This is a genomic window from Deltaproteobacteria bacterium, assembly GCA_016875225.1.
In the GTDB taxonomy this organism is placed as follows: Bacteria; Myxococcota_A; UBA9160; order SZUA-336; family SZUA-336; genus VGRW01.
On record VGRW01000007.1, the window covers coordinates 37,486 to 61,843 of the forward strand.

Annotated in this window: 22 protein-coding genes and 3 tRNA genes; 15 read left to right on the forward strand and 10 right to left on the reverse strand. The window is 72.1% G+C overall.

The annotated features are described in order from the left end of the window. Positions 1 to 4 precede the first annotated feature (4 nt). The 7 genes from gcvH (at position 5) to FJ108_03505 (ending at position 6,440) form a co-directional block, all read left to right on the forward strand. On the forward strand, positions 5 to 412 hold the full coding sequence (gcvH, locus tag FJ108_03475) for a glycine cleavage system protein GcvH (protein MBM4334960.1): 408 nt from the start codon (positions 5 to 7) through the stop codon (positions 410 to 412). Next, the gene (locus FJ108_03480; GenBank protein MBM4334961.1) at positions 409 to 1,734 is read left to right on the forward strand and encodes an aminomethyl-transferring glycine dehydrogenase subunit GcvPA; all 1,326 of its coding nucleotides are present in this window, start codon (positions 409 to 411) and stop codon (positions 1,732 to 1,734) included. The genes gcvH and FJ108_03480 overlap by 4 nt, the downstream gene beginning before the upstream one ends. Then, entirely contained in the window at positions 1,731 to 3,218 is a 1,488-nt protein-coding gene (locus FJ108_03485) for a glycine dehydrogenase subunit 2 (GenBank protein ID MBM4334962.1), read from the forward strand. Before FJ108_03480 ends, FJ108_03485 begins: the two co-directional genes overlap by 4 nt. Then, positions 3,215 to 4,849 carry a tetratricopeptide repeat protein gene (locus FJ108_03490; GenBank protein MBM4334963.1) on the forward strand — a complete coding sequence of 545 codons (1,635 nt, stop codon included), beginning with the start codon at positions 3,215 to 3,217 and terminating at the stop codon, positions 4,847 to 4,849. The genes FJ108_03485 and FJ108_03490 overlap by 4 nt, the downstream gene beginning before the upstream one ends. Before the next feature lie 2 nt (positions 4,850 to 4,851). Further along, positions 4,852 to 5,982: a methyltransferase domain-containing protein gene (locus FJ108_03495; GenBank protein MBM4334964.1), complete on the forward strand. Its 1,131-nt coding sequence runs from the start codon at positions 4,852 to 4,854 to the stop codon at positions 5,980 to 5,982. Between the two features lie 13 nt (positions 5,983 to 5,995). Beyond that, positions 5,996 to 6,094: transfer RNA gene (locus FJ108_03500), tRNA-Sec, on the forward strand. Positions 6,095 to 6,131: 37 nt separating this feature from the next. Beyond that, on the forward strand, positions 6,132 to 6,440 hold the full coding sequence (locus FJ108_03505) for an HPF/RaiA family ribosome-associated protein (GenBank protein MBM4334965.1): 309 nt from the start codon (positions 6,132 to 6,134) through the stop codon (positions 6,438 to 6,440). Positions 6,441 to 6,463: 23 nt separating this feature from the next. Here the strand turns inward: FJ108_03505 and FJ108_03510 are convergent, their stop codons facing one another. The 5 genes from FJ108_03510 to FJ108_03530 all read right to left on the reverse strand — a co-directional run bounded on the left by FJ108_03510 (position 6,464) and on the right by FJ108_03530 (position 11,943). Continuing rightward, complete coding sequence (locus FJ108_03510; protein MBM4334966.1) at positions 6,464 to 6,829, reverse strand: SCP2 sterol-binding domain-containing protein; 366 nt, start codon at positions 6,827 to 6,829, stop codon at positions 6,464 to 6,466. A gap of 9 nt (positions 6,830 to 6,838) precedes the next feature. Further along, positions 6,839 to 8,167, reverse strand: a complete 1,329-nt coding sequence (locus tag FJ108_03515; GenBank protein ID MBM4334967.1) for an EAL domain-containing protein — start codon at positions 8,165 to 8,167, stop codon at positions 6,839 to 6,841. 283 nt (positions 8,168 to 8,450) lie between these two features. Next, complete coding sequence (gene moeB / locus FJ108_03520) at positions 8,451 to 9,599, reverse strand: molybdopterin-synthase adenylyltransferase MoeB (GenBank protein ID MBM4334968.1); 1,149 nt, start codon at positions 9,597 to 9,599, stop codon at positions 8,451 to 8,453. Positions 9,600 to 9,649: 50 nt separating this feature from the next. Then, positions 9,650 to 11,752, reverse strand: coding sequence for a response regulator (locus FJ108_03525; protein ID MBM4334969.1), 2,103 nt, complete (start codon positions 11,750 to 11,752; stop codon positions 9,650 to 9,652). A gap of 108 nt (positions 11,753 to 11,860) precedes the next feature. Then, positions 11,861 to 11,943 (reverse strand) — tRNA-Leu (locus FJ108_03530). Between the two features lie 73 nt (positions 11,944 to 12,016). Here FJ108_03530 and FJ108_03535 point away from each other — a divergent pair. Further along, positions 12,017 to 12,092: transfer RNA gene (locus FJ108_03535), tRNA-Ala, on the forward strand. Positions 12,093 to 12,119: 27 nt separating this feature from the next. After that, positions 12,120 to 12,836, forward strand: a complete 717-nt coding sequence (locus FJ108_03540; GenBank protein ID MBM4334970.1) for an SOS response-associated peptidase — start codon at positions 12,120 to 12,122, stop codon at positions 12,834 to 12,836. Here FJ108_03540 and FJ108_03545 read toward each other — a convergent pair. Continuing rightward, positions 12,833 to 13,825 carry an NAD(P)H-quinone oxidoreductase gene (locus FJ108_03545; GenBank protein ID MBM4334971.1) on the reverse strand — a complete coding sequence of 331 codons (993 nt, stop codon included), beginning with the start codon at positions 13,823 to 13,825 and terminating at the stop codon, positions 12,833 to 12,835. The genes FJ108_03540 and FJ108_03545 overlap by 4 nt on opposite strands. A 46-nt stretch (positions 13,826 to 13,871) precedes the next feature. Here FJ108_03545 and FJ108_03550 point away from each other — a divergent pair, with 46 nt between their 5' ends. The 3 genes from FJ108_03550 (at position 13,872) to FJ108_03560 (ending at position 17,064) form a co-directional block, all read left to right on the forward strand. Next, complete coding sequence (locus FJ108_03550) at positions 13,872 to 14,594, forward strand: protein phosphatase 2C domain-containing protein (GenBank protein ID MBM4334972.1); 723 nt, start codon at positions 13,872 to 13,874, stop codon at positions 14,592 to 14,594. A 329-nt stretch (positions 14,595 to 14,923) separates the two neighbouring features. Beyond that, on the forward strand, positions 14,924 to 16,087 hold the full coding sequence (locus tag FJ108_03555; GenBank protein MBM4334973.1) for a response regulator: 1,164 nt from the start codon (positions 14,924 to 14,926) through the stop codon (positions 16,085 to 16,087). Next, the gene (locus FJ108_03560; protein ID MBM4334974.1) at positions 16,084 to 17,064 is read left to right on the forward strand and encodes a hypothetical protein; all 981 of its coding nucleotides are present in this window, start codon (positions 16,084 to 16,086) and stop codon (positions 17,062 to 17,064) included. The genes FJ108_03555 and FJ108_03560 overlap by 4 nt, the downstream gene beginning before the upstream one ends. Before the next feature lie 4 nt (positions 17,065 to 17,068). Here the strand turns inward: FJ108_03560 and FJ108_03565 are convergent, their stop codons facing one another. Next, positions 17,069 to 18,064 carry a hypothetical protein gene (locus tag FJ108_03565; protein ID MBM4334975.1) on the reverse strand — a complete coding sequence of 332 codons (996 nt, stop codon included), beginning with the start codon at positions 18,062 to 18,064 and terminating at the stop codon, positions 17,069 to 17,071. A gap of 62 nt (positions 18,065 to 18,126) precedes the next feature. Here FJ108_03565 and FJ108_03570 point away from each other — a divergent pair, with 62 nt between their 5' ends. Continuing rightward, positions 18,127 to 19,074, forward strand: a complete 948-nt coding sequence (locus tag FJ108_03570) for an NAD-dependent epimerase/dehydratase family protein (GenBank protein MBM4334976.1) — start codon at positions 18,127 to 18,129, stop codon at positions 19,072 to 19,074. Here the strand turns inward: FJ108_03570 and FJ108_03575 are convergent. Beyond that, the gene (locus FJ108_03575; GenBank protein ID MBM4334977.1) at positions 19,017 to 19,796 is read right to left on the reverse strand and encodes a methyltransferase domain-containing protein; all 780 of its coding nucleotides are present in this window, start codon (positions 19,794 to 19,796) and stop codon (positions 19,017 to 19,019) included. The two genes, FJ108_03570 and FJ108_03575, sit on opposite strands and share 58 nt — an antisense overlap. A gap of 17 nt (positions 19,797 to 19,813) precedes the next feature. Between FJ108_03575 and FJ108_03580 the strand changes: the two genes are divergently transcribed. After that, positions 19,814 to 20,905, forward strand: a complete 1,092-nt coding sequence (locus FJ108_03580) for a hypothetical protein (protein ID MBM4334978.1) — start codon at positions 19,814 to 19,816, stop codon at positions 20,903 to 20,905. After that, positions 20,749 to 21,471, forward strand: coding sequence for an HAD family hydrolase (locus tag FJ108_03585; GenBank protein ID MBM4334979.1), 723 nt, complete (start codon positions 20,749 to 20,751; stop codon positions 21,469 to 21,471). The genes FJ108_03580 and FJ108_03585 overlap by 157 nt, the downstream gene beginning before the upstream one ends. A gap of 134 nt (positions 21,472 to 21,605) precedes the next feature. On the opposite strand, the gene FJ108_03590 is transcribed toward FJ108_03585, so the two are convergent. Both FJ108_03590 and FJ108_03595 read right to left on the reverse strand, forming a co-directional pair. Continuing rightward, a complete protein-coding gene (locus tag FJ108_03590) occupies positions 21,606 to 23,909 on the reverse strand; it encodes an MBL fold metallo-hydrolase (GenBank protein ID MBM4334980.1) in 2,304 nt (767 codons plus the stop codon). Between the two features lie 36 nt (positions 23,910 to 23,945). Further along, positions 23,946 to 24,278, reverse strand: coding sequence for a hypothetical protein (locus FJ108_03595; protein ID MBM4334981.1), 333 nt, complete (start codon positions 24,276 to 24,278; stop codon positions 23,946 to 23,948). Positions 24,279 to 24,358 lie beyond the last annotated feature (80 nt).

Genomic DNA, 24,358 nt, shown 5'->3' on the forward strand with positions numbered 1-24,358 from the left:
CGAGATGGCAGACCACGACTACAAGATCCCCGATGACTGTCACTACACCGAGTCGGACGAGTGGGTCCGCGTCGACGGCGCGACCGTGCGGATCGGCATCACAGACTACGCGCAGTCCGAGCTGAACGACATCGTCTTCGTCGAGCTTCCCGAGCGCGGCTCGCAGCTCGAGGCCGGGCAGACCTTCGGCGTGGTCGAGTCGGTGAAGGCGGTGAGCGATCTGCTCGCGCCGATCTCCGGAGAGGTGACGGAGGTGCACGCGAAGCTCGCCGACCACCCCGAGTGGCTGAACGAGGACGCCTACGGTCGCGGCTGGATCATCGCGATGACGCCGGAGGACATGGACGCGCTCGACGGGCTGATGACCGCCGCCGAGTACCGCGCCCACGTGAAGGCTCGCGCGGGGAAGTGAGCTACGTCCCCCACACGCCCGCGGAGCTTGGCGCGATGCTCTCGCGCGTCGGGGCGAGCTCTCCCGATGCGCTGCTCGAATCCGTTCCGGCGGGCCTGCGAAGCCGGGCCGAGCTGAAGCTCTCCCCCGCGCTCGACGAGCGCAATCTGCTGCGCCACTTCGGCGCGCGCGCGGCGGAGAACCGCACGGTGGAGAGCGGCCCGAGCTTCCTGGGCGCCGGCGCGTATCACCACTTCATCCCGGCCGCCGTCGACGCGCTCGCCTCGCGCGGCGAGTTCATGACCGCCTACACGCCCTACCAGGCCGAGATCAGCCAGGGCACGCTGCAGATGATCTTCGAGTTCCAGACTCTGATCTGTCAGCTCACCGGAATGGACGTCGCGAACGCCTCGATCTACGACGGCGCAAGCTCCCTCGCCGAGGCCGCGCTGATGGCCGCGCGCGTCACGCGCCGGACACGGATCTGTGTCAGCGCGGGGCTGCACCCGCACTGGCGCGAGGTGCTGCGCACCTACACCGAAGGAATCGGCCTCACGCTATCGACGCTCGATCTCGACGAGTCCGGCCGCACGGCGACCCGACCGCTCCCCGCCGACACCGCGGCCGTGATCGTCCAGTCGCCGAATTTCTTCGGCTGCATCGAGGATCTGGCCGAAGCATCCGAGGCCGCGCACGCCGTCGGGGCACTGGCGATCGCGGCCAGCGCGGAGGCGCTCTCGCTCGCCCTGCTCCGCCCGCCCGGCGAGCTCGGCTGCGACATCGCCTGCGGCGAGGCGCAGTCGTTCGGGCTGCCGCTCTCGTTCGGCGGACCGTACGCGGGCTTTCTGGCCGCACGCGAGAAATTCGTGCGCCAGCTGCCCGGCCGCCTGATCGGAGAGAGCGTCGACTCGATCGGGCAGCGCGCGTTCGTGATGACGCTGACCACGCGCGAGCAGCACATCCGGCGCGAGAAGGCGACCAGCAACATCTGCACGAATCAGGGTCTCTGCGCGCTTCGCGTGGCGATCTGGCTCGCGGCGGTCGGCAAGGCCGGGATCCGGCGGCTCGCCGGGATCAACCTGTCCCTCTCCACCTACGCGCGCCGGGCCTGCGCAGAGGCCGGGCTCGCGCTGCCCTTCGCGGCGCCGGTCTTCAACGAGTTCGTGGTCGCGGTCCCCGATCTTCCGCGCAAGCTCGACGCGCTGGCCGCGCGCGGCGTCCAGGCGGGGCTTCCGCTCGCGGGACGAGGGGCGCAAGCGCGGGGCGATCGCCTGCTGGTCTGCACGACCGAGATGAACACGCGCGCCGAGATCGACGCGCTCGTGCGCGGGCTCGCGGCTTGAGCACTCCGGGGCGCTCCGGCCTCGTCTTCCGCGAGCCGCTGCTCTTCGAGTCCTCGCGGCCGGGGCGAAGCGGCGTGCGGATCGACGATCCCGACGTTCCGCCGGTCGACCCGGTTCGCGAGCTCGGGGCCGGGCTCGTGCGCGACGAGATCCGCGACTTCCCCGAACTCTCGGAGCTCGACGTCGTGCGCCACTTCACGCGCCTGTCGCAGTGGAACTACGGCATCGACTCCGGTTTCTTCCCGCTCGGCTCGTGCACGATGAAGTACAACCCGCGCGTGAACGAGGCCGTCGCGCGGCTGCCCGGCCTCGCGGCGGTCCACCCCGCGAGCGACGAGTCCGCGCTGCAGGGCGTGCTGGCGCTGGCGTGCGAGCTCGAGGAGGCGCTGGCGGAGATCTCGGGCCTCGACCGCGTGACGCTGCAGCCGGCCGCGGGTGCGCAGGGCGAGTTCGTCGGCGTGCGCATGATCTCCGCCTACCACCGCGCGCGCGGCGATCTCGCGCGCAAGCGCGTGCTGATCCCCGACACCGCCCACGGCACCAACCCCGCGAGCGCCGCGCTGAACGGCCTCGAGGTGGTCGAGGTGAAGAGCGGCCCCGACGGCATCGTCCACCCGGAAGCGCTCGCGGCGCTGGCCGACGAGCGGACCGCCGCGCTGATGATCACCAATCCCAACACGCTCGGGCTCTTCGAGAGTCACATCGAAGAGCTGTCCCGGGTGGTCCACGCCGCCGGGGGACTGGTGTACCTGGACGGCGCGAACATGAACGCGCTGCTCGGCGTCGCCAAGCCCGGCCACATGGGCGTGGACGTGATGCACTTCAACCTGCACAAGACCTTCTCGACGCCGCACGGCGGCGGCGGGCCGGGCTCGGGTCCGGTCGCGATCCGCAACATCCTCGCGCCGTATCTGCCCACGCCGGTGATCCGGCTCGAGAACGGGCGCCATCGGCTCGATTCGGAGTTCCCGCACTCGATCGGGCGCGTGCACGCGTGGTACGGCAACGCCGGAATCTGGCTGCGCGCGCTCGCGTACATCCGGACACTCGGCGCCTCGGGCCTTGCCGAAGTGAGCTCGCGGGCGATCCTGAACGCGAACTACGTGCTCGAGTCCCTGCGCGCGGACTACGACGTGCCGCACCAGCGCCGGGTCATGCACGAGTGCGTGCTCAGCGACCGACGACAGCACGAGCACGGCGTCACCACCGCCGACATCGCCAAGCGCCTGATGGATTACGGCTACCACCCGCCGACGATCTACTTTCCGCTGGTGGTTTCCGGGGCGATGATGATCGAGCCGACCGAGTGCGAGTCGCAGGAGGCGCTCGACGGCTTCATCGAGGCGATGCGCGCGATCGCCCGCGAGGCGGAGACGCAGCCGGGCCTGGTCACCGGCGCGCCCGAGCGGCCGATCGTGCGCCGGATCGACGAGGTGCGGGCCGCGCGCAAGCCCCGACTGCGCTGGACGCCGGAAGGCGCATGATCCGCAGGCTCGCGCTCTTCACGGTGGCGCTCGCGGGCGTCGCCGCCGCCGTGCCCGCGCGCGCGCAGAACCCGTTCGCGAGCGACCTCAGCGTCGAGCGCGAGCAGGAGATGACCGCGCAGATCCACGCGCAGATCCGCTCGCAGGCGAAGCTCGTCGCCGATCCGGTGCTGGTCGGCTACGTGCAGGAGATCGGCGAGGGACTCGCGCGCACCACGGAGCCGCAGCCGTTCATCTTCCGCTTCTTCCTGATCGACGACCCGGCCCTGAACGCCTTCACGATCGGCGGCGGGTACGTGTACATCACCACGGGAGTGCTCGGTCAGGCCGGCGACGTGAACGAGTTCGCGGGTGTGCTCGCGCACGAGATCGGCCACGTCGAGATGCGCCACGTCGCGCGGCGAAGCGGGGGACAGGGGCTCGCGACGCTGGCGACGCTCGCCAGCCTCGCGGCGGTGATCGCGGGTGCGGATCCCGGCGTCCTGATCGCGACGCAGGGCCTGAACGTCTCGCTGCAGCTCAAGCACTCGCGCAGCTTCGAGGAGGAGGCCGACCGGGAGGGGATCGCGATCATGAGCGCCGCCGGCTACGACCCGGACGGCATGACGCGATTCTTCCAGCGCATCCTCGCGGCGAATCCCGACGCCGGGGCGGGCATCCCCGCCTATCTGTTCACGCACCCCGCGGTGAAGGAGCGGATCGCCGCGACGAAGGTCGAGATCGTGCGGAGCGGATCGGGAAGCCTGCCGCCGCGTTCGGCCCCGTCGGCGCAGGGCGGAGCCGCGGCCGACGCCGCTCCGGAGCGCGGCGCCGCCGCGAAGCCCGGCGTGCCGCCCGTGGCGAGCGAGACGGAGCTCGCAAATCGACGCCTCGTGCAGATGCAGCTGCGACTCGCGGAGCTCTCCGAGCGCCGGTCGCTGGCCAAGGGGCTGCAGCCGCGCGCGACGTTCGACGCCGCGAAGACCGATCCGCTGATGTCGCGCGCGCACGAGGCGCGCACCGACGGCGACGACGAGCGCGCAGACCGGCTGCTCGCGGAGGCCGAGGCGCTCGAGCCCGGCGATCCGCGCGTCGCGCTCGCGCGCGCGGAGCTCGCGATCGAGGCCGGAGATCTCCCGCGCGCCCGAGCCCAGCTCGAGCGCGCGCTCGCGCTCGATCCGAACGTGGCGCTGGTGCAGTACCAGCTCGGCTCGGTCTACGCGCGGCTCGGCGACAAGTCGCGCGCGGCGTTCTACCTGGAGCAGGCGGTCGCGAACTTCCGGCCCAACACCGGAGCGCGACGGCGCGCCGAGTTCGAGCTCGCGCGGCTCGAGTTTCCGATCCTGGAAGCGAGCGGGCTGGCGGCCGGCGGCCGGAAGGCGGCGCGTTCGAGCTTCACCCGCGGTGAGAGCGTGGTCTGGTGGGGAGACGTGAGCCCGCGCTTCTACCCGATGAATCCGCTCTTCCTGGTGCGCTGGCGCGGGCCGTCCGGCGGATCCGTGTTCCAGCAGACGCTGCGGATGAGCCCCGGGGGGCGCGTCGCCTCGGAGCTGCGCACGGGCGAGTCGCCTCCCGGCGCGTGGAAGGTCGAGATCAGCGTCGAGGACCTCGTGATCGAGACGCTGGAGTTCGAGCTCTCGGCCGGATCGTAGCCGTGGACCGGATCACGGCCGGGATCTACGAGCGCCGCGCCGCGGAGTGGATCGCGCGCCGCGACACGTCGGCCGACGGGCGGCGCCGCGTCGCGAGGCTCGCGAGCCGGCTCGACCCCGGCTCGCTCGTCGCGGACCTGGGCTGCGGACCCGGCTGGCACGGCGCGCTTCTCGCTCGGCGCGGTCTCGAAGTGATCGGGCTCGATCTCTCGAGCGCCATGCTCCGCGCGGCGCGAAGACGAGTCCGCGGCGCGCGGCTGGTGCGCGCCGATCTCGCGCACCTGCCCTTCGCACGCGCCTCGCTCGACGCCGCCTGGGCGCGAAACTGCTACATGCACCTGCCCGCGCGGGAGCTGCCCGCGGCCTTCGCGGAGCTGCACCGGGTTCTGCGCCCCGGCGCGCACGTGATGCTCTCGCTTGCGAATCTCGAGGCGCTCGCGCCGAGCTCGAGCGAGCGCCGCACCGCGCTGCTCTCGCGGCGCGGTGGCGAGGACGTCCTGCGCGGGCGGCTCTTCGTCGCGCGCGATCCGCAGGGCTGGACGGACCTGCTCGAGGGCGCCGGCTTCCGCGCGATCTCGTGCGAGCCGGGTGGGAATCCGTTCTGGCTCTGGTTCGAAGGCCGCCGTGCTCGCTCGCTCCCCGACTCGCTCGCGCCGCGACTCGAGCTCCTGGTCTGCGGCTCGAATCCGTCGCCGCTCGCGGCGGAGACCGGCGTGCCGTTCGCGGGACCGGGCAATCGCTTCTGGCCTGCGGCGATTCGCGCGGGCCTGGTCGCAAGCGATCGCGACTCCGACGACGCGCTGCGCCGCGGCGTCGGCTTCACCGACCTCGTGAAGCGCGTCACGGCGAGCGCAAGCGCAGTCTCGCCGCGAGAGTACGCGCGCGGCGGAGAGCGGCTCGCGCGACTGGTGCGGACCTGGCGGCCGCGCGCGCTGCTCTTCGTCGGACTCGAGGGATTTCGGAGCGCGTTCGACCGCTCCGCGCGACCCGGCGTTCTTCGCGGCGGCTTCGCCGGCCGCCCGGCCTACCTCATGCCGTCGACTTCGGGAAGGAACGCTTCGAGCTCGCTCGCCGCCCTCTCCGCGCATCTGCGCCGGGCGCGCGGGTTGACGCGGATCCGCGCATCCGGCTGAATCGGGGCGCTCTGGAAGCGCGAGGCAGGCTGGTGCCGCCCTTGGACTTCAAATCCAATGGGGGGTCCGTGATCGGATCCTCGGCGGGTTCGATTCCCGTGCGCTTCCGCCACGCGGGTCGGGGCGAGCGCGCTCGTTATACTCGGCGCATGCCATTCCACATCCACTTTCGAGACACGCCCCACTCGGACCATCTGCGCGGCGAGTGCGAGGGCTGGGCCGCGGCGCTGCGCAGCGAGTTCCCCGAGACGTCGCGGGTCGAGGTCACCGTGTCGCACGACGGCGACGACCACGAGGTGCACGTCCACGTCACCGGAAAGCACGTCGACGTGGCGTCGAGCGGGAAGCACCGGGATTCCGTTCTCGCGTCGGCCCGCGATGCCTTCGACAAGCTCCACGCCCAGCTTCGCAAGCACCACGACCGGAAGATCTTCCAGCACCGCCGCGACAAGCCCTGACGCCGCCCGCCGCCTCGCGACGCCTACCCCAGAATGAAGTGGATCTTCAGCGCCAGGTACATCGAGCCCTGGAAGCGGAGCCTTCCCTTCATCACCGCCGTCGGCGCTTTGAGCTCGCCCGCGTTCAGCTTGCGCCAGGTCTCGAGGTCGGTGGAGAGCACGAGATCCGGCGTCTCGATCCTTCCCGAATCGCCGCGGATCGCTCCGTCGCTGAGCTCGAGCCAGAAGGGGCCGCCGCCGTCACCGGCGAGCTCGAACTGGATGCGCGCGTTCAGGTCCGCGATCTTCGCGCGGCGCTCCGGGTCGGTCCGCACCGCCTCGGGAGCCCAGCGGCGGAAGAAGTCGGCGGGGTCGATGTCGTCGGGCGGACGCGCGCGCTCGCTGCTCACGCCGCGATTCTATCGCGGCCTGCCCGGGGCCAGGGCCCTGGATGCGCCGCTCGGCGTCGAGCCGCCGCGCCCCAGGTAGAAGCCCTGTCCGAACTCGATGCCGAGCGTGCGGATCACCGACAGCTCCTGCGCGGTCTCGATGCCCTCGGCGATCACCTGCGAGCCCATCTTCGCGGAGAGCGACTGGAGTCCGCGCAGCACCTCCTGCTTCTCGGGGCTGTCCTCGATGCTCCGCACCAGCGACATGTCGATCTTCAGGAAGTCGGGCTGCAGCTCGAGCGCGGCCTCCAGGCTGGAGAAGCCGGAGCCGGTGTCGTCGAGCGCGATCCGGAAGCCGAGCCCCGAGAAGTGGTCGATCGCCTCGCGGAAGATCGGGAAATTCGAGATCGCCTGGCGCTCGGAGATCTCGAGCACCAGATTGCGCGGACCGAGCCCGAGCTCGGCGAGCGTCTCGCACACGTGCGCGGCCTGGAAGTCGGGGTCCTGGATGCAGGTGGGCAGGATGTTCAGGAACAGCAGCTGATCCGCCGCGATTCCGCGCGCGTTCGAGAGCGCGCGCCGTCTGCACAGGCTGTCGAGCTCGTACTCGCGGTCGAAGAGCTCGGCGGTGCCGAAGAGCGCCATCGGCGTCTCGAGCCCCGTGCCGGCGGGCCCCCGCGAGAGCGCCTCGTAGCCGAGCACCGCATTCGTCGCCAGAGCCACGATCGGCTCGAATACCGTCGTCACCGTCTGCTCGAGCAGGATCTTCTCGAGCATGCCGTTGCGCTCGCGTCGGGATCGCTCGTGCTCGAAGCGCGCGTCCTCGAGGGTTCGGTCGATCAGATGCCGGAGCTGCGCCTCGGGGCGCTGGAACGGCCGGTGCAGCACGAAGCCCGCGCCGACCGCGAGCTCGGGCACGCGGTTCAGGTAGGGATAGACGACGCGCTTTAGCCCTTGTGAGGCCCAGGCCCGAAGCTCGGCGGAGACCCGCGGCAGATCGTGCAGGAAGAACTCGGCGTCGTCGCGAAGGCGCGGCATGAACACCAGAAGGTGTTCCTCCTCGAGTGCGCCCGAAGCGAGAAGCATCTCCTCGCCGATCGCGCTCTCCACGCGCGCTCGAACGCCTTCGGCGAGCGCCTCGATCGAGCTGCGGAACGCGCGTGGCCCGTGGAGCTTCTCGATCGCGAGGAGCGGCGTGGCGTCGATCAGGAGCATCCCGAGCGCGCCCTGCTTCACCAGCCCCGTCGCGATCTCTCCGAGACGGCTACCGAGCGGCGCGAGCGCGCGGAGCGCGGAGAGCGTCGGCTCACGCTCCTCGGCCTGCGGCTCGGAATCGTCGATCTCGTCCGTCACACCCACCTCGGAATCCGCTGCGATCACCGCTGGATCGGCCTTCCGCTGCTCCAGCTTGATCGGCGGGACGCGAATCGGGGGCGAGCGGCGCTAAAAGACTTCGTGAGGTACGAGCTCGTACATCATCGTGAGCGTGATGTGATTCCCCGACTCACTCTGGACGACCTGCACGACGTGACAGGGCGTGACCTCGAGGAACTTGTTGACCTCTTCCTCGAGCTCCTTCGGCAGACCTCGGAAGACTCGACAGCGCAGAGACTGCATTCGAACCACCTCCGCGGGTTTGGAATCAGCCCCGCGTGAGCTTCGGATCGACCGAGACCGCCCAGGCCTCGATCCCCCCGGCCAGATTTTCCACGTTCCGGAAGCCCTTCGAGCGCAGCAGCTGACAGGCGCGCCGGCTTCGCCCCCCGCTCTTGCAATGGATCACGACCGGACGTTCTCGCCACGACTCGAGCTCGGCGAGCGACGCTTCGAGCGACCCCAGCGGAATCAGCCGGGCTCCCGGAATTCGCGCCTGCTCGGCCTCGAAGGGCTCGCGCACGTCGAGGAGCAGAAGCTCGTCCCCGGCCGCGAGGCGCTCGCGCAGCGCGCTCGGCGCGAGCTCCGGAATCGCGTCCTCGGCCGCCCCGTCGCCGCGCGAGGCGCAGAACGCCGCGTAGTCGATCGGGGCCGTGATCGTCGGGCTCTCGCCGCAGACCGCGCAGGCGGGATCCTTCGGGATTCGGAAGCGGCGGAACTCCATCGCGAGCGCGTCGTAGACGAGCAGCCGTCCGATCAGCGGCTCGCCGGCCCCGAGCAGCAGCTTCAGGACCTCCGTCGCCTGCAGCATTCCGATCACGCCGGGCAGAACGCCCAGCACCCCCGCTTCGGCGCAGTTGGGCGCGAGGTCGGGCGGCGGCGGCTCGGCGAACAGGCAGCGGTAGCACGGCCCGCGGCGCGCATCGAAGACCGCCACCTGACCCTCGAATCGCATCACGCTTCCGTAGACCAGGGGCTTTCCGAGCCAGACACAGAGGTCGCTGGTGAGATACCGGCTCGGAAACGTGTCGGTGCCATCGAGCACGACGTCGTACCCCGCGAGGATCTCGCGCGCGTTCGCGGCCTCGAGCTTCAGCCGGTGCTCCCGCACGTCGACGTCGGGATTGAGCTCGCGCAGCCGCTCGGCGGCGACGGAGACCTTCGGCTGGCCCACGTCGCGCGTTCGGTACAGGACCTGGCGCTGCAGGTTCGAGGCGTCGACCAGGTCGAAGTCCGCGATTCCGATCCGGCCGACCCCGGCGGCCGCCAGGTACAGCGCCGCGGGCGAGCCCAGACCGCCTGCGCCGATCAGCAACACGCTCGACGCGAGAAGCTTCTCCTGTCCGACGACGCCGACGCCATCGAGCAGCAGATGCCGCTTGTAGCGCTCCAGCTGCTCGGGTTCGAGCCGACTCATGGCATCGAAGGTAGCACCGCGACCCGAGAGCCGGAACTCGCTGGCGGGCGCTACGGGTCCGCGGTCTTGGCCAGGTGCAGCGCGATCGTCTCGAGTAGCACCACGCGCTCGATCGGCTTGGTCGCGAAGGCGTCGCAGCCCGCGTCGAGACAGCGCTGTCGCTCGGAGGGAAGCGCGTGAGCGGTGAGCGCGATGATCGGCCCGGTGTAGCCGCTCTCGCGCAGGCGGCGCGTCGCCTCGTATCCGTCGAGCACCGGCATCTGCACGTCCATCAGGATCACGCGGAAGGGCCGCTCCTCGTCGAGCGAGGCGAGCGCGAGCTCGACGCCGATCGAGCCGTTCTCCGCGGTCGTCACCTCGAACCCGGCGCGCTCGAGCACGTGGCGGATCACGCGCTGGTTGTCGGGGCCGTCCTCGACCAGCAGGACCCGACCGCTGGCGCGCAGCTTCTCGAGCGCGCGTCGCATTCGCCCGGTGCTCGGCGTGTCCGATTCCTGGCTCCCGGGAACGCCGCCCGCCTCGTCGATGGGGTGCGCGGGAACGCGAACGCAGAAATCGCTGCCCTTGCCGACCACGCTCGTGGCCGAGATCGCGCCGCCGAGCCGCTCGACGATGCGCTTGGTGATCGCCAGCCCCAGCCCGGTGCCGCCGAAACGACGCGTCATCGAGCTATCGCCCTGGCGGAACGGCTCGAAGATCTCGGCGAGCACCGCGTCGTCGATGCCGATCCCGGTGTCGCGCACGCAGAACTCCAGCGTTCGGTCCGCGTCGTCGTAGCGGGCGATCACGCGGACCGAGCCTGCGGAGGTGAACTTCACCGCATTGCCGACCAGGTTCAGCAGGATCTGGCGCAGGCGGACCGGGTCGGAGAGCAGCCGATCCGGAATCGGGCCGTCGAGCTCCAGGACGAGCTCGACGCGCTTCTCGCTCGCGCGCGGGCGGAGCAGGTCGACCACGTCGCCGAAGATCCGCGCGGGGGCGCACGGCACCTCCTCGATCTCGAGCCGATTCGCCTCGATCTTCGAGAAGTCGAGGATGTCGTTCAGGATCTCCAGAAGATAGGCGCCGTTGCGCCGGATGGTCCGGAGCGCGTCCTGCCGCTCGACGGGGGTGGAGGCTTCGTCCTCGAGCAGGATGTCGGTGAAGCCGAGGATCGCCGTCATCGGCGTGCGGATCTCGTGGCTCATGTTGGCGAGGAACTCGGTCTTGGCCGCCGCCGCCTGCTCGGCCTTGCGCCGCGAGCGCTCGAGATCCGCGTTCGCGCGCTTGAGCGCGCGCGCGTAGCCGCGCAGGCGCTGCTCCTCGCGCCGCCGGCGCTCGATGTCGCGCAGAACCACGGTGTGAAGCCGCTCGCCCGCGAGATCGAACGAGCAGATCGTGACCGCGACGGGAACCGTCGCCCCGCCCGGCGCGTGGGCGGTGAGCTCGAGCTGCGCGCCGGCGTCGAAGGCCGAGCTCGGATTCCCGCCCCCGATCTCCGACGCCGCGCCCTCGAGATCGGGCAGAAGCTCGGCGAGCGCGGCGCCCGCGAGCCAGATCGGGTCGGTCCGGAACAGCGCGCAGGCCGCAGCGTTGTGGAAGGCGACGGTGCCATCGCTGCGGACGACGATCATCGCGTCCGTCATCGACTTGAGGATCCCGCGGGTCAGCGCCTCGCTGGCCTCGGGCTCGGCCGAGAAGCGCATCTGCATCAGCTCGGTCGCGGCCCGGCCCGCGCTGGCGCGCAGGATCGACGGATCGTCGGCCGCCGAAGGCAGCGGACCGTCGTGCATCGCGCAGAGCTCGCCGAGCACCTGCCCGTCCGCCGCGAAGACGACCGCACCCACGTAGCCGCGAACGCCGTGCTCGCGCAGCGACGCGTCGTCGGGAAAGACTTCCTGGGCGCGGTCGCGGAAGACGCAGAACTCCGCGCCGATCGCGTCGGCCGCGGCGCTTCCGGCGAGCGGCTGCCGGGCACCGCGCGTGACGCCCGCACCGTCCCAGAGCGCCACCGTCTCGAGCGAGTCGTCGGCGTTCAGCACGGAGATGCGCGCGAAGCGCGTTCCGAGCGCCTGCGCGAGCCCCTTCACCAGCGCGGGGAAGAACGCCTCGCCACGCGCCAGAGAGGTATCTTCGAGAAGCGCACGAATGCGCTGCTCCGCCCTGACATCCACTGCGGTGGGTCCCCTCACTCGCATCGGTGCGCCACAGATCCAATTCGGTCGGAAACGGGGCGCGCTGAACGCTGGCGGGGGGATCGCCGTCTGGCGGGAACGGGCATTTGCCGGAGGCGGGAATCGAACCCGCACGCCTTTTGGGCACGCGATTTTGAGTCGCGCGCGTCTGCCAGTTCCGCCACTCCGGCCGGGCGCGCAGTCTAGCGCATCGGCTGCTTGACCCTCCCGCCGGCCGCGGGTAGCCTCCGCCGCGACCGACGTGGGGCTGTAGCTCAGCTGGGAGAGCGCCTGAATGGCATTCAGGAGGTCGGCGGTTCGATCCCGCTCAGCTCCACCACGACGCGCTCGCGCCGGATAGACGCGGATGTGCGGGCGCTACACGCTGCACACCGAGAAGCAGGCGCTGGCGGAGCGCTTCGACTTCGACCCCGGCGACCTCGCGGCGCTGGCGCCGCGCTACAACGTCGCCCCGACACAGAACGTTGTCGTGGTGCGCGGCGGCGCGGAGCGGCGCGTGGCGTCGCTCATGCGCTGGGGTCTGGTGCCGGCGTGGGCGAAGACGCGGGCCGGGCTGCCGCAGCTGATCAACGCGCGCAGCGAGGGTGTCGCGTCGAAGCCCGCGTTCCGCGCGCCGCTGCGCCGGCAGCGCTGCCTGATTCCCGCGGACGGCTTCTACGAGTGGCAGGCGCCCGTGCCGCCCGGGAAGCGCAAGATCCCGCACTGGATCGGGCTCGCGAGCTCCGAGGTGTTCGCGATGGCGGGGCTCTGGTCGGTCTGGCAGCCGAAGGATGGCGAGATCGGCGAGCCGCTGCACTCGTGCGTGATCGTGACCGCCGCGGCGAACGAGGCCGTGCACGCGATCCACGAGCGCATGCCCGTGATCCTGCCGCGCGACGCCGAGTCGGCCTGGCTCGACCCCTCACTCGACGGGAACGTCGAGGCGATCACAGCGCTCCTCACTCCGGTCGCGGGCCGCGCCCTGCGCGCGCACCCGGTCTCGACCCGCGTGAACTCGGTGCGCAACGACGACCCGTCCCTGCTCGAGCTCGCGACCGACGATCCTCAGCTCGGCTTCCTCTAGCCAGCCGCGTCGTCCACCTGAAGCACGACCTTGCCGAAGTGCGCGCTCGATTCGACCCGATCGTGGGCGGCCTGGGCGTCGCGAAGCGGCAGGACGCGGTCGACGACGGCGCGAAGCGAGCCGCGCTCGAGCGCCGCGCCGAAGCGAGCCAGGAATCCGCGCACGATCTCGGCCTTCTCCGCGGCCGGGCGCGCGCGCAGCGTCGAGCCGATGATCGTGAGCCGTTTCATGAGCAGCAGGCCGAGATTCAGCTCGGCCTTCGCGCCGCCCATCAGGCCGATCAGCACCAGCCGTCCGCCGACGCGCAGGCAGGCGAGGTGCTGCGCCAGGTACGGGGCGCCGATCGAGTCGAGCACGACATCGACGCCCGCGCCCCCCGTCGCCTCGAGCACGGCCGGAGCGAACTCGCCCTTCGAGTAATCGAGCGCGACGTCCGCGCCGAGCTCGCGGCAGCGCGCGCACTTGGCGGGGCTTCCGGCGGTCACGATCGAGCGCACGCCCGCCTCGCGGAGCAGCTGGATCGCGGCCGTTCCGATGCCGCTGCCGCCGCCGTGCACGAGCGCCCAGCCTGCCGCCGGCGCCTGCGCGAGCTGGAACAGGTTCAAGTGACAGGTGAGGAAGACCTCGGGAATCGCAGCAGCTTCGAGCAGCGAGAGCCCCGCCGGCACGCGCATCGCGGATCCGGCGTCGACGCAGACCTCGGCCGCGTATCCCCCGCCCGAGAGCAGCGCCATCACCCGGTCCCCGGGCGCGAAGCCGCGGACGTCGCTCGCGACCTCGACCACCGTGCCCGCGCACTCGAGCCCGAGCACGGCCGACGCGCCGGGCGGCGGCGGGTAGAGCCCGCGGCGCTGCATCAGGTCGGCGCGGTTCACGGCGCTCGCAGCGACCGCGATCCGCAGCTCGCCCGCGCGGAGCTCCGGACGCGGAGCGTCGGCCAGCACCAGCTTCGCGGCCCTGCCCTCGCCCTCGATCAATATCGCCTTCACACCGCTCCCTCCCGCAACGCGAGGCCGACATTACTATCCTGCCCGGATGCGCGCGATCGAACTTCTCGGACGCCACTGGCCGGAGCTCGGGCCGCTCGCGCTCGCGGAGCTCGACGGTGGCGGGGCGCTGGCGATCTCGCGCGGCGCGGCGCCGAAGACCTACGCGCACAAGGATCCGAACGAGGATGCCGCGCTGCTGGTGCGCCTTCCGGCGGGCGTGCTGCTCGCCGTCGCCGACGGCTTCAACGGCGTCGAGGCGGCCGAGCTCGCGATCGCGCGCACGCGCGCGCTCGCGGAGCCGCTCCTGCTCGCGAGCGGCGCCGCGTTTCGCGAGCGCGTCTGCGAGCTGCTCGACGACGTGCGCACTCGGCTGCCCAGGGGCAGCGAGTCGCGCTCCTGCCTGGTGCTCGCGGCGCTTCGCGGCGCGAGCTGCGAGCTGGCGAGCTTCGGCGACGCGTTCGCGTTTCGCGCCGGCTCGCCGCTCCCGCTGATGCAGCAGAACACGATTCTCGTCGGCAGCGAGCGCGGCCCGGGCCAGATCGCGCCGGCCCGCTGGCACACGAGCTTCGAGCGCGCGAAGCGAGAGCGGATCGCGCTGGTCTCGGACGGCGTGATCAACTTCACGCCCGATCCCTCGCTGATCCCGGGCTCGCTTTCCGGATTCGCGACGGATCTCGAGTGCGCGCGCGAGCTCGCGCTCGCCGCGCTTCGCGCGGGCGCGGCCGACAACGTCGCGGTCGCGGCGTTCTCCGGAGACACCGACGCCTGACGCCCTTCGCCGCGTCTCGCGTCCGAGACGTCCCGGATCCGGGACACGCATCGGCAGGCGCAGGTGGCGGGACCGGCCGGCGGCCCGCGCGAGGCGCGGAGATCTGCGCGGAGCTGCGCCTCCACGCGATCGCAAGGCCGGCACCTGGCCGCGCAGCTCTGCGGCAACTGCGCGCAACTCGGTCCCGGCGTCGGGAATCGCTTGCCGGCGGCAACGCGGGCGCAGCGCTCGCGCAACTCGCGGGCGACTCCCCGCGCGGGGCGCCGAATCCGCGCCGCGGGCGCGCGCTTCGCCCGGTGCAGGCACGCCGCTTGAAGTGAGCGGGGACCATGTCCGTCCCCCGCGAGCCCGTCGAGAAGCCGGGCGTGCTCTTCGTCGACGACGAGGTCAACATCCTGAAGGCGATCACGCGCCTGTTCCGCCAGGAGCCGGTGCGCGTCTACACGGCGAATTCCTCGGCGCAGGCGCTCGCGCTTCTCGAAACCGAGTCGATCCAGGTCGTGGTCTCCGATCAGCGCATGCCGGGCGGACCCGGCGTGAAGCTGCTCGCGCTGGTGCGCGAACGCTTCCCGGAGATCGTGCGCATCATGCTGACGGGGCACACCGAGATCGACGTCGCGATCGAGGCGATCAACCACGGCCAGATCTACCGCCTGATGACGAAGCCCTGGGACGATCACGAGCTGCGCGCCACGGTGCGCCAGGCCCTCGACGACTGGTCGATGCGCGAGGAGATCCGCCGCCTGAACCAGATCGCGCAGCTCCAGAACGCCGAGCTGCAAGCGATGAACGCCTCGCTCGAGCAGAAGGTCGACGAGCGCACGCGCGAGCTGCAGCTCGCGAACCTCGAGCTGCGCAAGGCATACCTGCCCACCGTGCGCGCGCTCTCGGAGGCGGTCGACGCGAAGGATCCGTACACGCGCGGCCACTCCGAACGCGTCGGCGTCTACGCGTCGCGAATCGCGCGAGAGCTCGGCTGCGGTCTCGACTTCATCGAGCGGATCTACCTGGCCGGCCTGCTGCACGACATCGGCAAGATCGGCATCCCCGACGCGATCATCGGCAAGCCCGAGCGCCTCTCGCGCGAGGAGTACGCGCAGATGAAGCGCCACCCGGAGATCGGCGCGCGGATCCTCGAGCCGGTCGCCTTCCTCGCCGACGTCGTTCCGTGCGTGCGCCACCACCACGAGTGGTACGACGGCTCCTCGAACGGCTACCCGTCGCAGCTCCGCGCCGCGCAGATTCCGTACCCCAGCCGCATCATCCTGGTCGCCGACACCGTCGAGGCGATGACCTCCGATCGCCCGTACCGCAACGCGCTGCCGTTCGAACGCGTGATCGAGGAGATCGCGACCTTCAGCGGCACGCAGTTCGACCCGGCGGTCGCCGACGCCTTCATCCGCATCGCGGAGCGCGAGGAGGAGGCCTTCATCGAGACCGCGTCCAAGTTCGACATCGAGGCCTTCGTGCGCGGCACCTGGACGGCGCGATGAGCCGCGCGCGGGACGAGGACATGGACGGGGTCGAGGTGCCGCTCGAGCTTCGCGGCGCGTTCGAGAACCCCGACGAGCTCGCGCGCCTGCGGCGCAACGCCTTCGAGGGCGTGGGGCGACCCTACGCGGACGGGATCCTGTACGGGATCGGTCTCTCCCGCGGCCTGCTCGACGGGCTGCTCGTCGCGCGCCGCTTCGGCGCCGCGCTCGGCGGCGCGCCGCGCCAGAGCGGCCCCGGGCTGCCGATGGTCTTCAGGCCCGGTCGCATCCGCGCGGATCGCGGCTTCGGCGGGGAGCTCCAGGATTCGGTCGAGGCAGCGATCCACCTGCGCGAGCTCGGTCCCGACCCCGATCCCGTCTGTCACGTGAGCGCGGGCTACGGCTCCGGCTGGTACTCGGCACTGCTCGGCGAGTTCCAGCTCGTGCGCGAGCTGGCGTGCTCCGCGCAGGGCGCGCACGCGTGCAGCTTCGACGCGCGTCCGGCCGCGGCCTGGCTCGACGCCGGCGACGCCTGGGCCGCCACGCGCCTGGCCTACCTCGACTACGACGCGATGCGATCGGCCGCGCTGGAGCGGCTCGCGCAGGACGTCGACGAGTCGGAGGGCTCGATGATGGGCGCGTTCGACCCGCTCTCGCCCGCGGTCCACGTCTGGGGTCCGGTGATGATCCTCCCCTACTCGGGCGCCGCCGACTCGCTCGAGGCGGTCGAGACGATTCTCGGCGACCTCGGTCCGGGCGCGCTCCGCGTCGCCGTGCTCGACCTCACGGGCGCGCGAATCGGGCCGCTCGAAGCGACCGGGCTGCTTCGGCTGCTCGAGGTGCTCGAGGCGAACAAGCTCGAGAGCATCGTGGTCGGGCCGCCGTGGCTCGCGGACCCGGCCTGGCTGCCCCGCTCGGCGACGCTCTCGCTGCCGCTTCGCGCGGCCGAGATCTCCGAAGGGATCCGCCTGGCGTTCCAGCTGGCGCGCTTCGTCTAGCGCGTCAGCCGAACTGCCGGATCTCGACCCCCGCCTCGCGCAGCAGCCCGATCGAGACCTCGCCGAGCAGGAAGTGGGCGTCGTAGACCACCTCCTCGAGACCGGCGTTGATGATCATCTTCGTGCACATCAGGCACGGACACAGCGTGGTGTAGATGGTGCCGCCGCGCACGCTCACGCCGTGGTAGGCGGACTGGGTCAGCGCGTTCTCCTCGGCGTGGCTGCACAGGCACTCGTCCAGGCGCGTGCCGGACTCGGCCACGCCGTTGCAGCGCGGGCAGCCGCCCTCGTTGCAGTTGCGGGTGCCGCGCGGCGTGCCGTTGTAGCCGGTCGAGATGATGCGCCGGTCGCGCGCGATCACGGCTCCGACCTTGCGCTTGACGCAGTTGCTCCGCGACGAGACCACGCGCGCGATGCTCATGAAGTACTCGTCCCAGGACGGCCGCTCGCGAAACTGCAGCTTGTCGCGCAGCACCTCCCCGAGCTGCGCGGAGAGCTCCTCGAGCGAGCCGTCGTTCGAGATCGTCTCGTCGGCCAGCGCCTTCACGGCGAGCAGCTGCTGCGCGGCCGCGTCGGCGCTGCCGAGCTCGCGCGCCTCCTGCGCCACGAACGCCTCGAAGGTCGCCGCGTCACCGCCGCGCGCGCGCTCGCGCGAGCGCTCGAAGCGCACCCGCGGGGAAGCGTCGACCCAGAGCAGGAGCAGCCCGCCGCCCGCGCGCAGGCACTCGACCTCGGCCGGGTGGCGGATCGAGTCGATGACGTGGTTGCGGTCGCCGGGAAGGTGCACCTGCGCTCGCTCCGCCAGGACCGCCGGGCCGTGGCGATCGCGCAGGCGCCGGCCGCGCTCGATCATGTTCTCGCGGGTCGGCGCGAGGCCCTCGCGCGCGAGGTCTTCGCGGATCACGTCCGAGAGCGAGACCGGGTAGAAGCCGCGCCGCTCCAGCAGCCGGACGACCTCGCCCTTGCCCGCGGCGTTGGGACCGGCGACTCCGACTCGCATTCGCTCTCCTCCCCTCGGCCGGCAGCGTACCACGCGTTTGCTAGCCTCGGCCGGAGCTCGTCGTGAAGCAGACCAGAACGCTCGTCACCGGTGCGGCCGGCTTCGTGGGCTCATGGCTCGTGCCGGCGCTCTGCGCCGCGGGACGCGAGCCGATCGGCAGCGATCTTCCCGGCCAGCCCGCCTGCGATGCGCAGATCGCCTGGCGAGAGTGCGATCTGCGCAGCCGCGCCGCGGTCGACGAGCTCGTCTCGGCAGCCCGGCCCGACGAGGTCGTGCACCTGGCCGCGATCGCCTCGCCGAGCCAGGTCGAGCGGGAGCCGCTATCGGGCTTGCGCGCGAACTACGTTGCGCTCGATCACCTGCTGCTCGCCCTGCGCGAGCGCGCCCCGCGAGCACGGCTGCTCTTCGTCTCGACCGGCGAGGTCTACGGTCTCTCCCCGGCGCCCGCTCCGCCGTGGCGCGAGACCGACCCGCTCCGGCCGATGACCGCGTACGCCGCGACCAAGGCCGCCGCGGAGCAGCGGGTTCGCCTGGCGATCGAGCGCGACGGGCTCGACGCGCTGATCGCCCGCCCGTTCAACCACACCGGCCGGGGGCGACCGCCGATCTACGCCGAGAGCTCCTTCGCCGAGCAGATCGCGCGCATCGAGCGCGGCCTGCAGGAGCCGGTGCTCCGGGTCGGGAATCTCGACGCGGAGCGCGACTTCAGCGACGTGCGCGACGTGGTCGCGGCCTACGCCGTGCTGCTCGAACGCGGCGAGAGCGGCGCCACCTACAACGTCTGCTCCGGACGCGCGCGGCGGATCGCCGAGATCCTCGAGCTTCTGGTCTCTCGCGCGCGGGTGCGGCCGCGAATCGAGGTCGACCCGGAGCGCTGGCGCCCGCTTCCCGAGGGGCGCCGCTCGCGCGCGGGGAATTCGGACCGGCTCCGCGCGCTCGGCTGGCGCGCGGCTCACCCGCTCGAGGACACGCTCGACGCGCTGCTCGACGGCTTTCGGGACGCGCCGTGAAGCAGAAGGCGCGCGCACCAGGTCTCGCCCGACTGGACCTCGCTCACCTCGCGCACGCAAGCCCAGTCGAGCCCGGCGAGCGCGGCGTCGAGCCTCGGCCGCTCGAGCTCGAGCTGACCCGAGAGCACCAGCGCCCGGCGCGTCCGAGAAGCGAGCGCCGGCAGGCAGGGCACGAGCTCGTGCAGGAGCAGATTCGCAACGCCCACATCGAAGTGTGCGCCCTTCGCGAGCGCCTCGATCCCTCCGCAGTAGAGCGAGAGCGGCAGGCGGTTCCGCGCGCGGTTCTCGACCGCGTTCACGATCGCGATCGGATCGGTGTCGAAGCCGACCGCGCGCGCGGCCCCGACGCGCAGGGCCGCGAGCGCGAGGATGCCGCTTCCCGTGCCCACGTCGAGGACCGACTCGCCCGGGCGCAGCGCCTCGAGCAGGAGCCCGAGGGCGAGTCGGGTCGAGGCGTGCTCGCCCGAGCCGAAGGCCTGCTGCGGGTCGATCACGAGCTCGGGCTCGCCCGCGCTCGCGCAGAAGCTCGGCCGGATCCAGACGCCCGCGACGAGCCGGGGCGCCAGCCCGCTGCGCCACTCGCGCTCCCAGTCCGCGTCGGGCACGAGCTCCGGACCCGACACCGAGATGCGTCGATTCGGATCGGCCAGCGCCCGCAGGCCCGCAGCGCTCGCCTCGTCGGGATGGAAGTACGCCAGCATCTCCGCCTCGCGCTCCTCCACGCCGAGCGTGCCGAGCGATGACAGCTCGGCAAGCAGCCGCTCGCGCTCGTCCTGCGGCGCCGCGATCCGGAAGACGACGAATTCGTTCGGCCCTGCTCGTCTCGGCACTTCTCTTCTCGTCTCCCGCCGAGTCGGATGCCGACTCGAGCCTCGCGTACCTGGCGCGTCTGGGCGTGGGACAGACGCGGCTTCTGCTCTCGCGCGAGCGCATCACGCCGCAGCTTCTCGCCTCGCTCGAGCCGATCGAGCAGCAGGGCTACGCGAGCCTGCGCCGCGCGCTCGAGTTCGGAGAGTCGCTCGGACTCGCGCGCACGACAAGCTACCGCGATCTGGTCGGCGAACGCGGGAGCGGGCTCGTGCACGTGGTGACGGCGGCACCGGCGGATCGGGTCGAGCCGCTCTCCTGGTGGTTCCCGATCAGCGGACGGGTCTCGTACCGCGGCTACTTCGAAGAGGACCGCGCCCGGAGCTTCGCCGCCGAGCTCGCGAGCCAGGGCTACGACACCTATCTGCGCCCCGCCCCGCTCTACAGCACGCTCGGCTGGTTCGACGATCCGATTCCGCGCGCGGTGCTCTCCTGGCCCGAGGCCGATCTGGTCGACACGTTCCTGCACGAGCTCGTGCACCAGACGATCTTCGTCGCGGGCGACATCGCCTACGACGAGGCGCTGGCGAGCTTCATCGCGCACCACGCGACGCTCGAGCTTCTCGCTGCGGATCCCGAGCAACGCAGCCGCGCCGAGGGGGGCTTCGCCGACGAGCTCACGTTCGCGGAGCTGCTCGGCGAGCTGCGCGACGAGCTCGAGCTCGTCTACGCCGCGGCCGCTGACCCGGAGCAGGCCCGGGCGCTTCGCGCTCCGGTCTTCGCGCGCTACCAGCGCGAGGTCCACGCCGCCCGGCCCTGGCGTTCGAAGCGCTACGCGCGCTTTCCGGAGCTCGAGCTCTCGAATGCCTGGCTCGCCGCGCAGCGCGCCTACGTCGGCGAGCTGCCCTGCTTCGCGGCGGAGCTCGCGGCGCTCGGCGGCGACCTCGCCGCCTTCGTGCGCGCGCACCGCGACGAGCCGGGCCATCGCTTCGCGAGCTGCGCCGGTGCGGAGGTCGCGAAGTGACTCGACCGGGGACGCGCCCGTTCGTGCTCCTCGACCGCGACGGCACGCTGCTCGAGGAGCGCGAGTACGCCTTCCGCCTCGAGGACTACGCGGCGCTCCCGGGCGCGCACGCCGCCGTCGCGCGGCTCCGTGCTTCGGGCTTCGGCGTCGTGGTGCTATCGAACCAGTCGGGGATCGCGCGCGGGATCTTCGGCGAGGCCGACCACTCGCGCTTCGCGGCGCGACTGCGCGAGGACTTCGCCTCGCATGGCGCCGCGCTCGACGGCTACTACCACTGCCCGCACGCGCCCGACGCGGGCTGCGACTGCCGCAAGCCGCGGACCGGGCTCGCGCTGCGCGCGATGCGCGAGCACGGCGTCGATCTGGCGCGGAGCTTCGTGATCGGGGACAAGGACGTCGACGTGGAGCTGGCGCGAAACCTCGGCTGTCGCGGCATTCTGGTGCGGACGGGACACGGCGCGGCGCACGTCGGGCGCGTGCCGCCAGGAACTCCGATCGCGAGAGATCTGGCGGACGCGGTCGAGCGATTCGTGCTCGCGGACGCGGCCGCTCAGCGCGTCACGTAGCGCAGGATGATGGCGAGCGCGGCAAGCACCATCAGCACGTTCAGCACCCAATTGATGCGCCGCCAGTGCGCCGCCCTCTGCTCGCGCCACACCTCGGGATCCACGCCGTCCGGTCGCTTCGCCATGCGCGAAGTCTACCAGTCCTCGCGAAACGGTCGCGTGAGGAATGGATCGACCCGCGGGCCGGGACGCCCGAGCCGGACCGCGATGGCTCCGTAGCTTCGCGTCGTCCAGAGCGAGATCGAGCGCACCGCGAGCCGCTCGCGCACTCGGGGATTCGGCAGCGGCGAGCGCGGCCGGCGGCCGGCGCTGGCGATCGCGATCTCCGGCGCGAACGCGTCGAGAAAGCGCGGATCGCTCGAGGTCGCGCTGCCGTGGTGGCCGAGCTTCAGCACCGAGCACGGCTTCGGCTGAAGCGCGAGCTCGCGCTCCACCGCGGCGGGCGCGTCGCCCATGAGCAGCGCGCAGGCCTCGGCAGCCTCGACGCGCAGCACGAGCGACCCCGCGTTCGTGCCGGACGCCACGAGCCCTGCGGGCGGCCAGAGCGCGTGGAGCGAGAGGCCCGCGGCCGCGCCAATCGTGCCGGCAGCGACGATGCGCAAGGCCACGCCTCGCCGGGCGGCGAGCCCGCGCAGCCGGCGCAGCACGGGCGCCCCGAGCGTCTGCGCGGTGACCCAGAGCTCGGCCACGGGCAGCGCGTCGAGCACGGCCGCGGCGCCGCCCACGTGGTCGAGGTCGGCGTGCGTGAGCACCAGCGCGTCGAGCCTGCGAATGCCTTCGGCGCGAAGCGCCGGGAGCACGATGCCGCGCCCGGCGTCGAAGCCCGCGAAGCGCGTGCCCGCGTCGACGAGCCAGGCGTGTCGCCCGGCGCGGAGCAGGATCGCGTCTCCGTGACCGACGTCGAGGAAGAGCAGGCTCGGCTCCGCGGCGGAGCGGTTCTCCACGCGGAGCGCGCCCGCCGCGGCGAACGTCGCCAGCGCGAACAGCGCGAGCGCAGGACCGCGCCGGCCCAGCGCGAACGCCCTGCCTCCGAATCCGAGCGCCGCGAGCCCCAGCGCGAGCGCGACCGGATCGCCCGCGCCCGCCAACAAGTCCGGGCTCGCGCAGCGCTCGAGCAGCCGAAGCCCGAGCTCGGCCGAGCCCCGCGCGAGCGCGAGCAGCCACGAAGCCGAGTCGCCGAGCAGGCCCGAGGCGAGCGCGAGCGGCACGACCAGCGCCGTGAAGTACGGCACGGCCAGCGCGTTCGCGAGCAGCCATCCGGCTGGGAGGGGCGCGCCGATCGACGCGGCGAGCGGCGCGGTAGCCAGCCCCGCCGCGAGCGAGACGTGCAGCGATCCGCGCAGGAACCCCGGCGGCGGACGCCAGAGCAGAAGCCCCGCGACCGCCGTGAAGGAGAGCTGGAGGGAAGCCTCGAAGAGGGCCGCCGGATCGAGCGCGAGCACGATCAGAAGCGCGAGAGCGAGCGCATTCCACGCCGCGCCCGTGCGCCCGCCGAGCAGAGCGACCCCCGCCGCGAACGCCATCGCCGCGGCGCGAAGCGCGGGTGGCCCCAGACCGCAGAGCGCCGCGTAGCCGAGCCCGGTGGCCACGCCGATCGCGAGGCCGAGCGACCCCGCCGCGCGCACGAGCGGCAGCCAGCTCGCGCGGCGCAGCGCGAATGTGACGCCCGTCGCGGCGAGCCAGACGACGAAGGTCACGTGCGTTCCCGAGACCGAGAGCAGGTGCGTGGTGCCGGACGCCGCGAAGACCGCGCGCAGAGACTCGTCCAGGCGACTGGTGTCGGCAGTCGCAAGCGCCCGGAGCAGCACGCCGCCGCGCGTGCCCGGCGCGTGCTCCGGGTCGAGTCGCGAGCCGATCGCGCGGCGCAGGCGCTCGAGCTCGGCTTCGGGCCCGTGCGGCACCGGGGCGATCCGGGTCAGCGCGTGGTCTTCGAGCCGCGCGATGCGCCTCACGCCGCGGCGCGCGAGGCGCCGGCGCGCGTCCGCGCCGCCCGGCTTGGTCGCGGGCCGCGCGCGCTCGAGCCGGAGCCGCGCGAGCGCGCGCTCGCCCGGCAGCAGCTCGCAGGCCGTTCCCTCGCCGCGAAGCAGCGCGCGCCCCGGCCAAGCGCCGTGCACGTACACGAAAATGCGACAGCCGCTCGGTTCCGCGATCGGCGCCTCGAGCGCGGTAAGCGGCACCGGCGCGCGCGCGACCTCGGGGGCCGGCAGGTGAAGGCGCAGGCCGAGCGCGAGCGCTCCCAGGCCAAGTCCGAGCAGCGCCTCGCCGATCCGGGCCACGCGAGCGCGAGCGCGCCATCGCCAGAGCGCGAGGCCCGCGAGCGCGAGAGATCCCGCAAAGACGGGCGCGAGCCCGAGTCGATCCTCGAGCGCGATGCCCAGCGCGAACGGAGCGGCCAGCCGCAGCAGCGGCAAGCGCACGGGCAGCTGCACGGCGAGCACCTCGCCGGGACCCGGGCCGTGGGGTGAGGCGCGGAGCTAGTGGAGGACGCGGGCGGCTTCGGGCGCGCCGAGCTGCTGGCGAAGGCGATCGAGGAACACCGTCACCACCTTCAGGGACTCGTCGATCTTCTTCATCTCGGTCACGAACTGGCCCACCAGCACCTGAGCCTCGTGCAGCGCCTTGTCCTCCACCGGGGGAATCGCGCGGTAGGCCGCGGCCAGACACTCCATGAGCTGCTCCCAGTCGTCCGAGCTCGGTCGGCTCTGCGCGACCTGGTCGAACAACGGGACGAATTGCTCGGCGAACACGGGGCTGACCCCGTACCGACCCTCCAGCACCTCGACGATCTTCTTGTGGAACGGTGACATGGGCGGGGATGAGAGCAAATCGGATGCCAACGCGTATTCTCCTGATTCGCGAAGCGGATTCTCGATCATCGACTCGGACT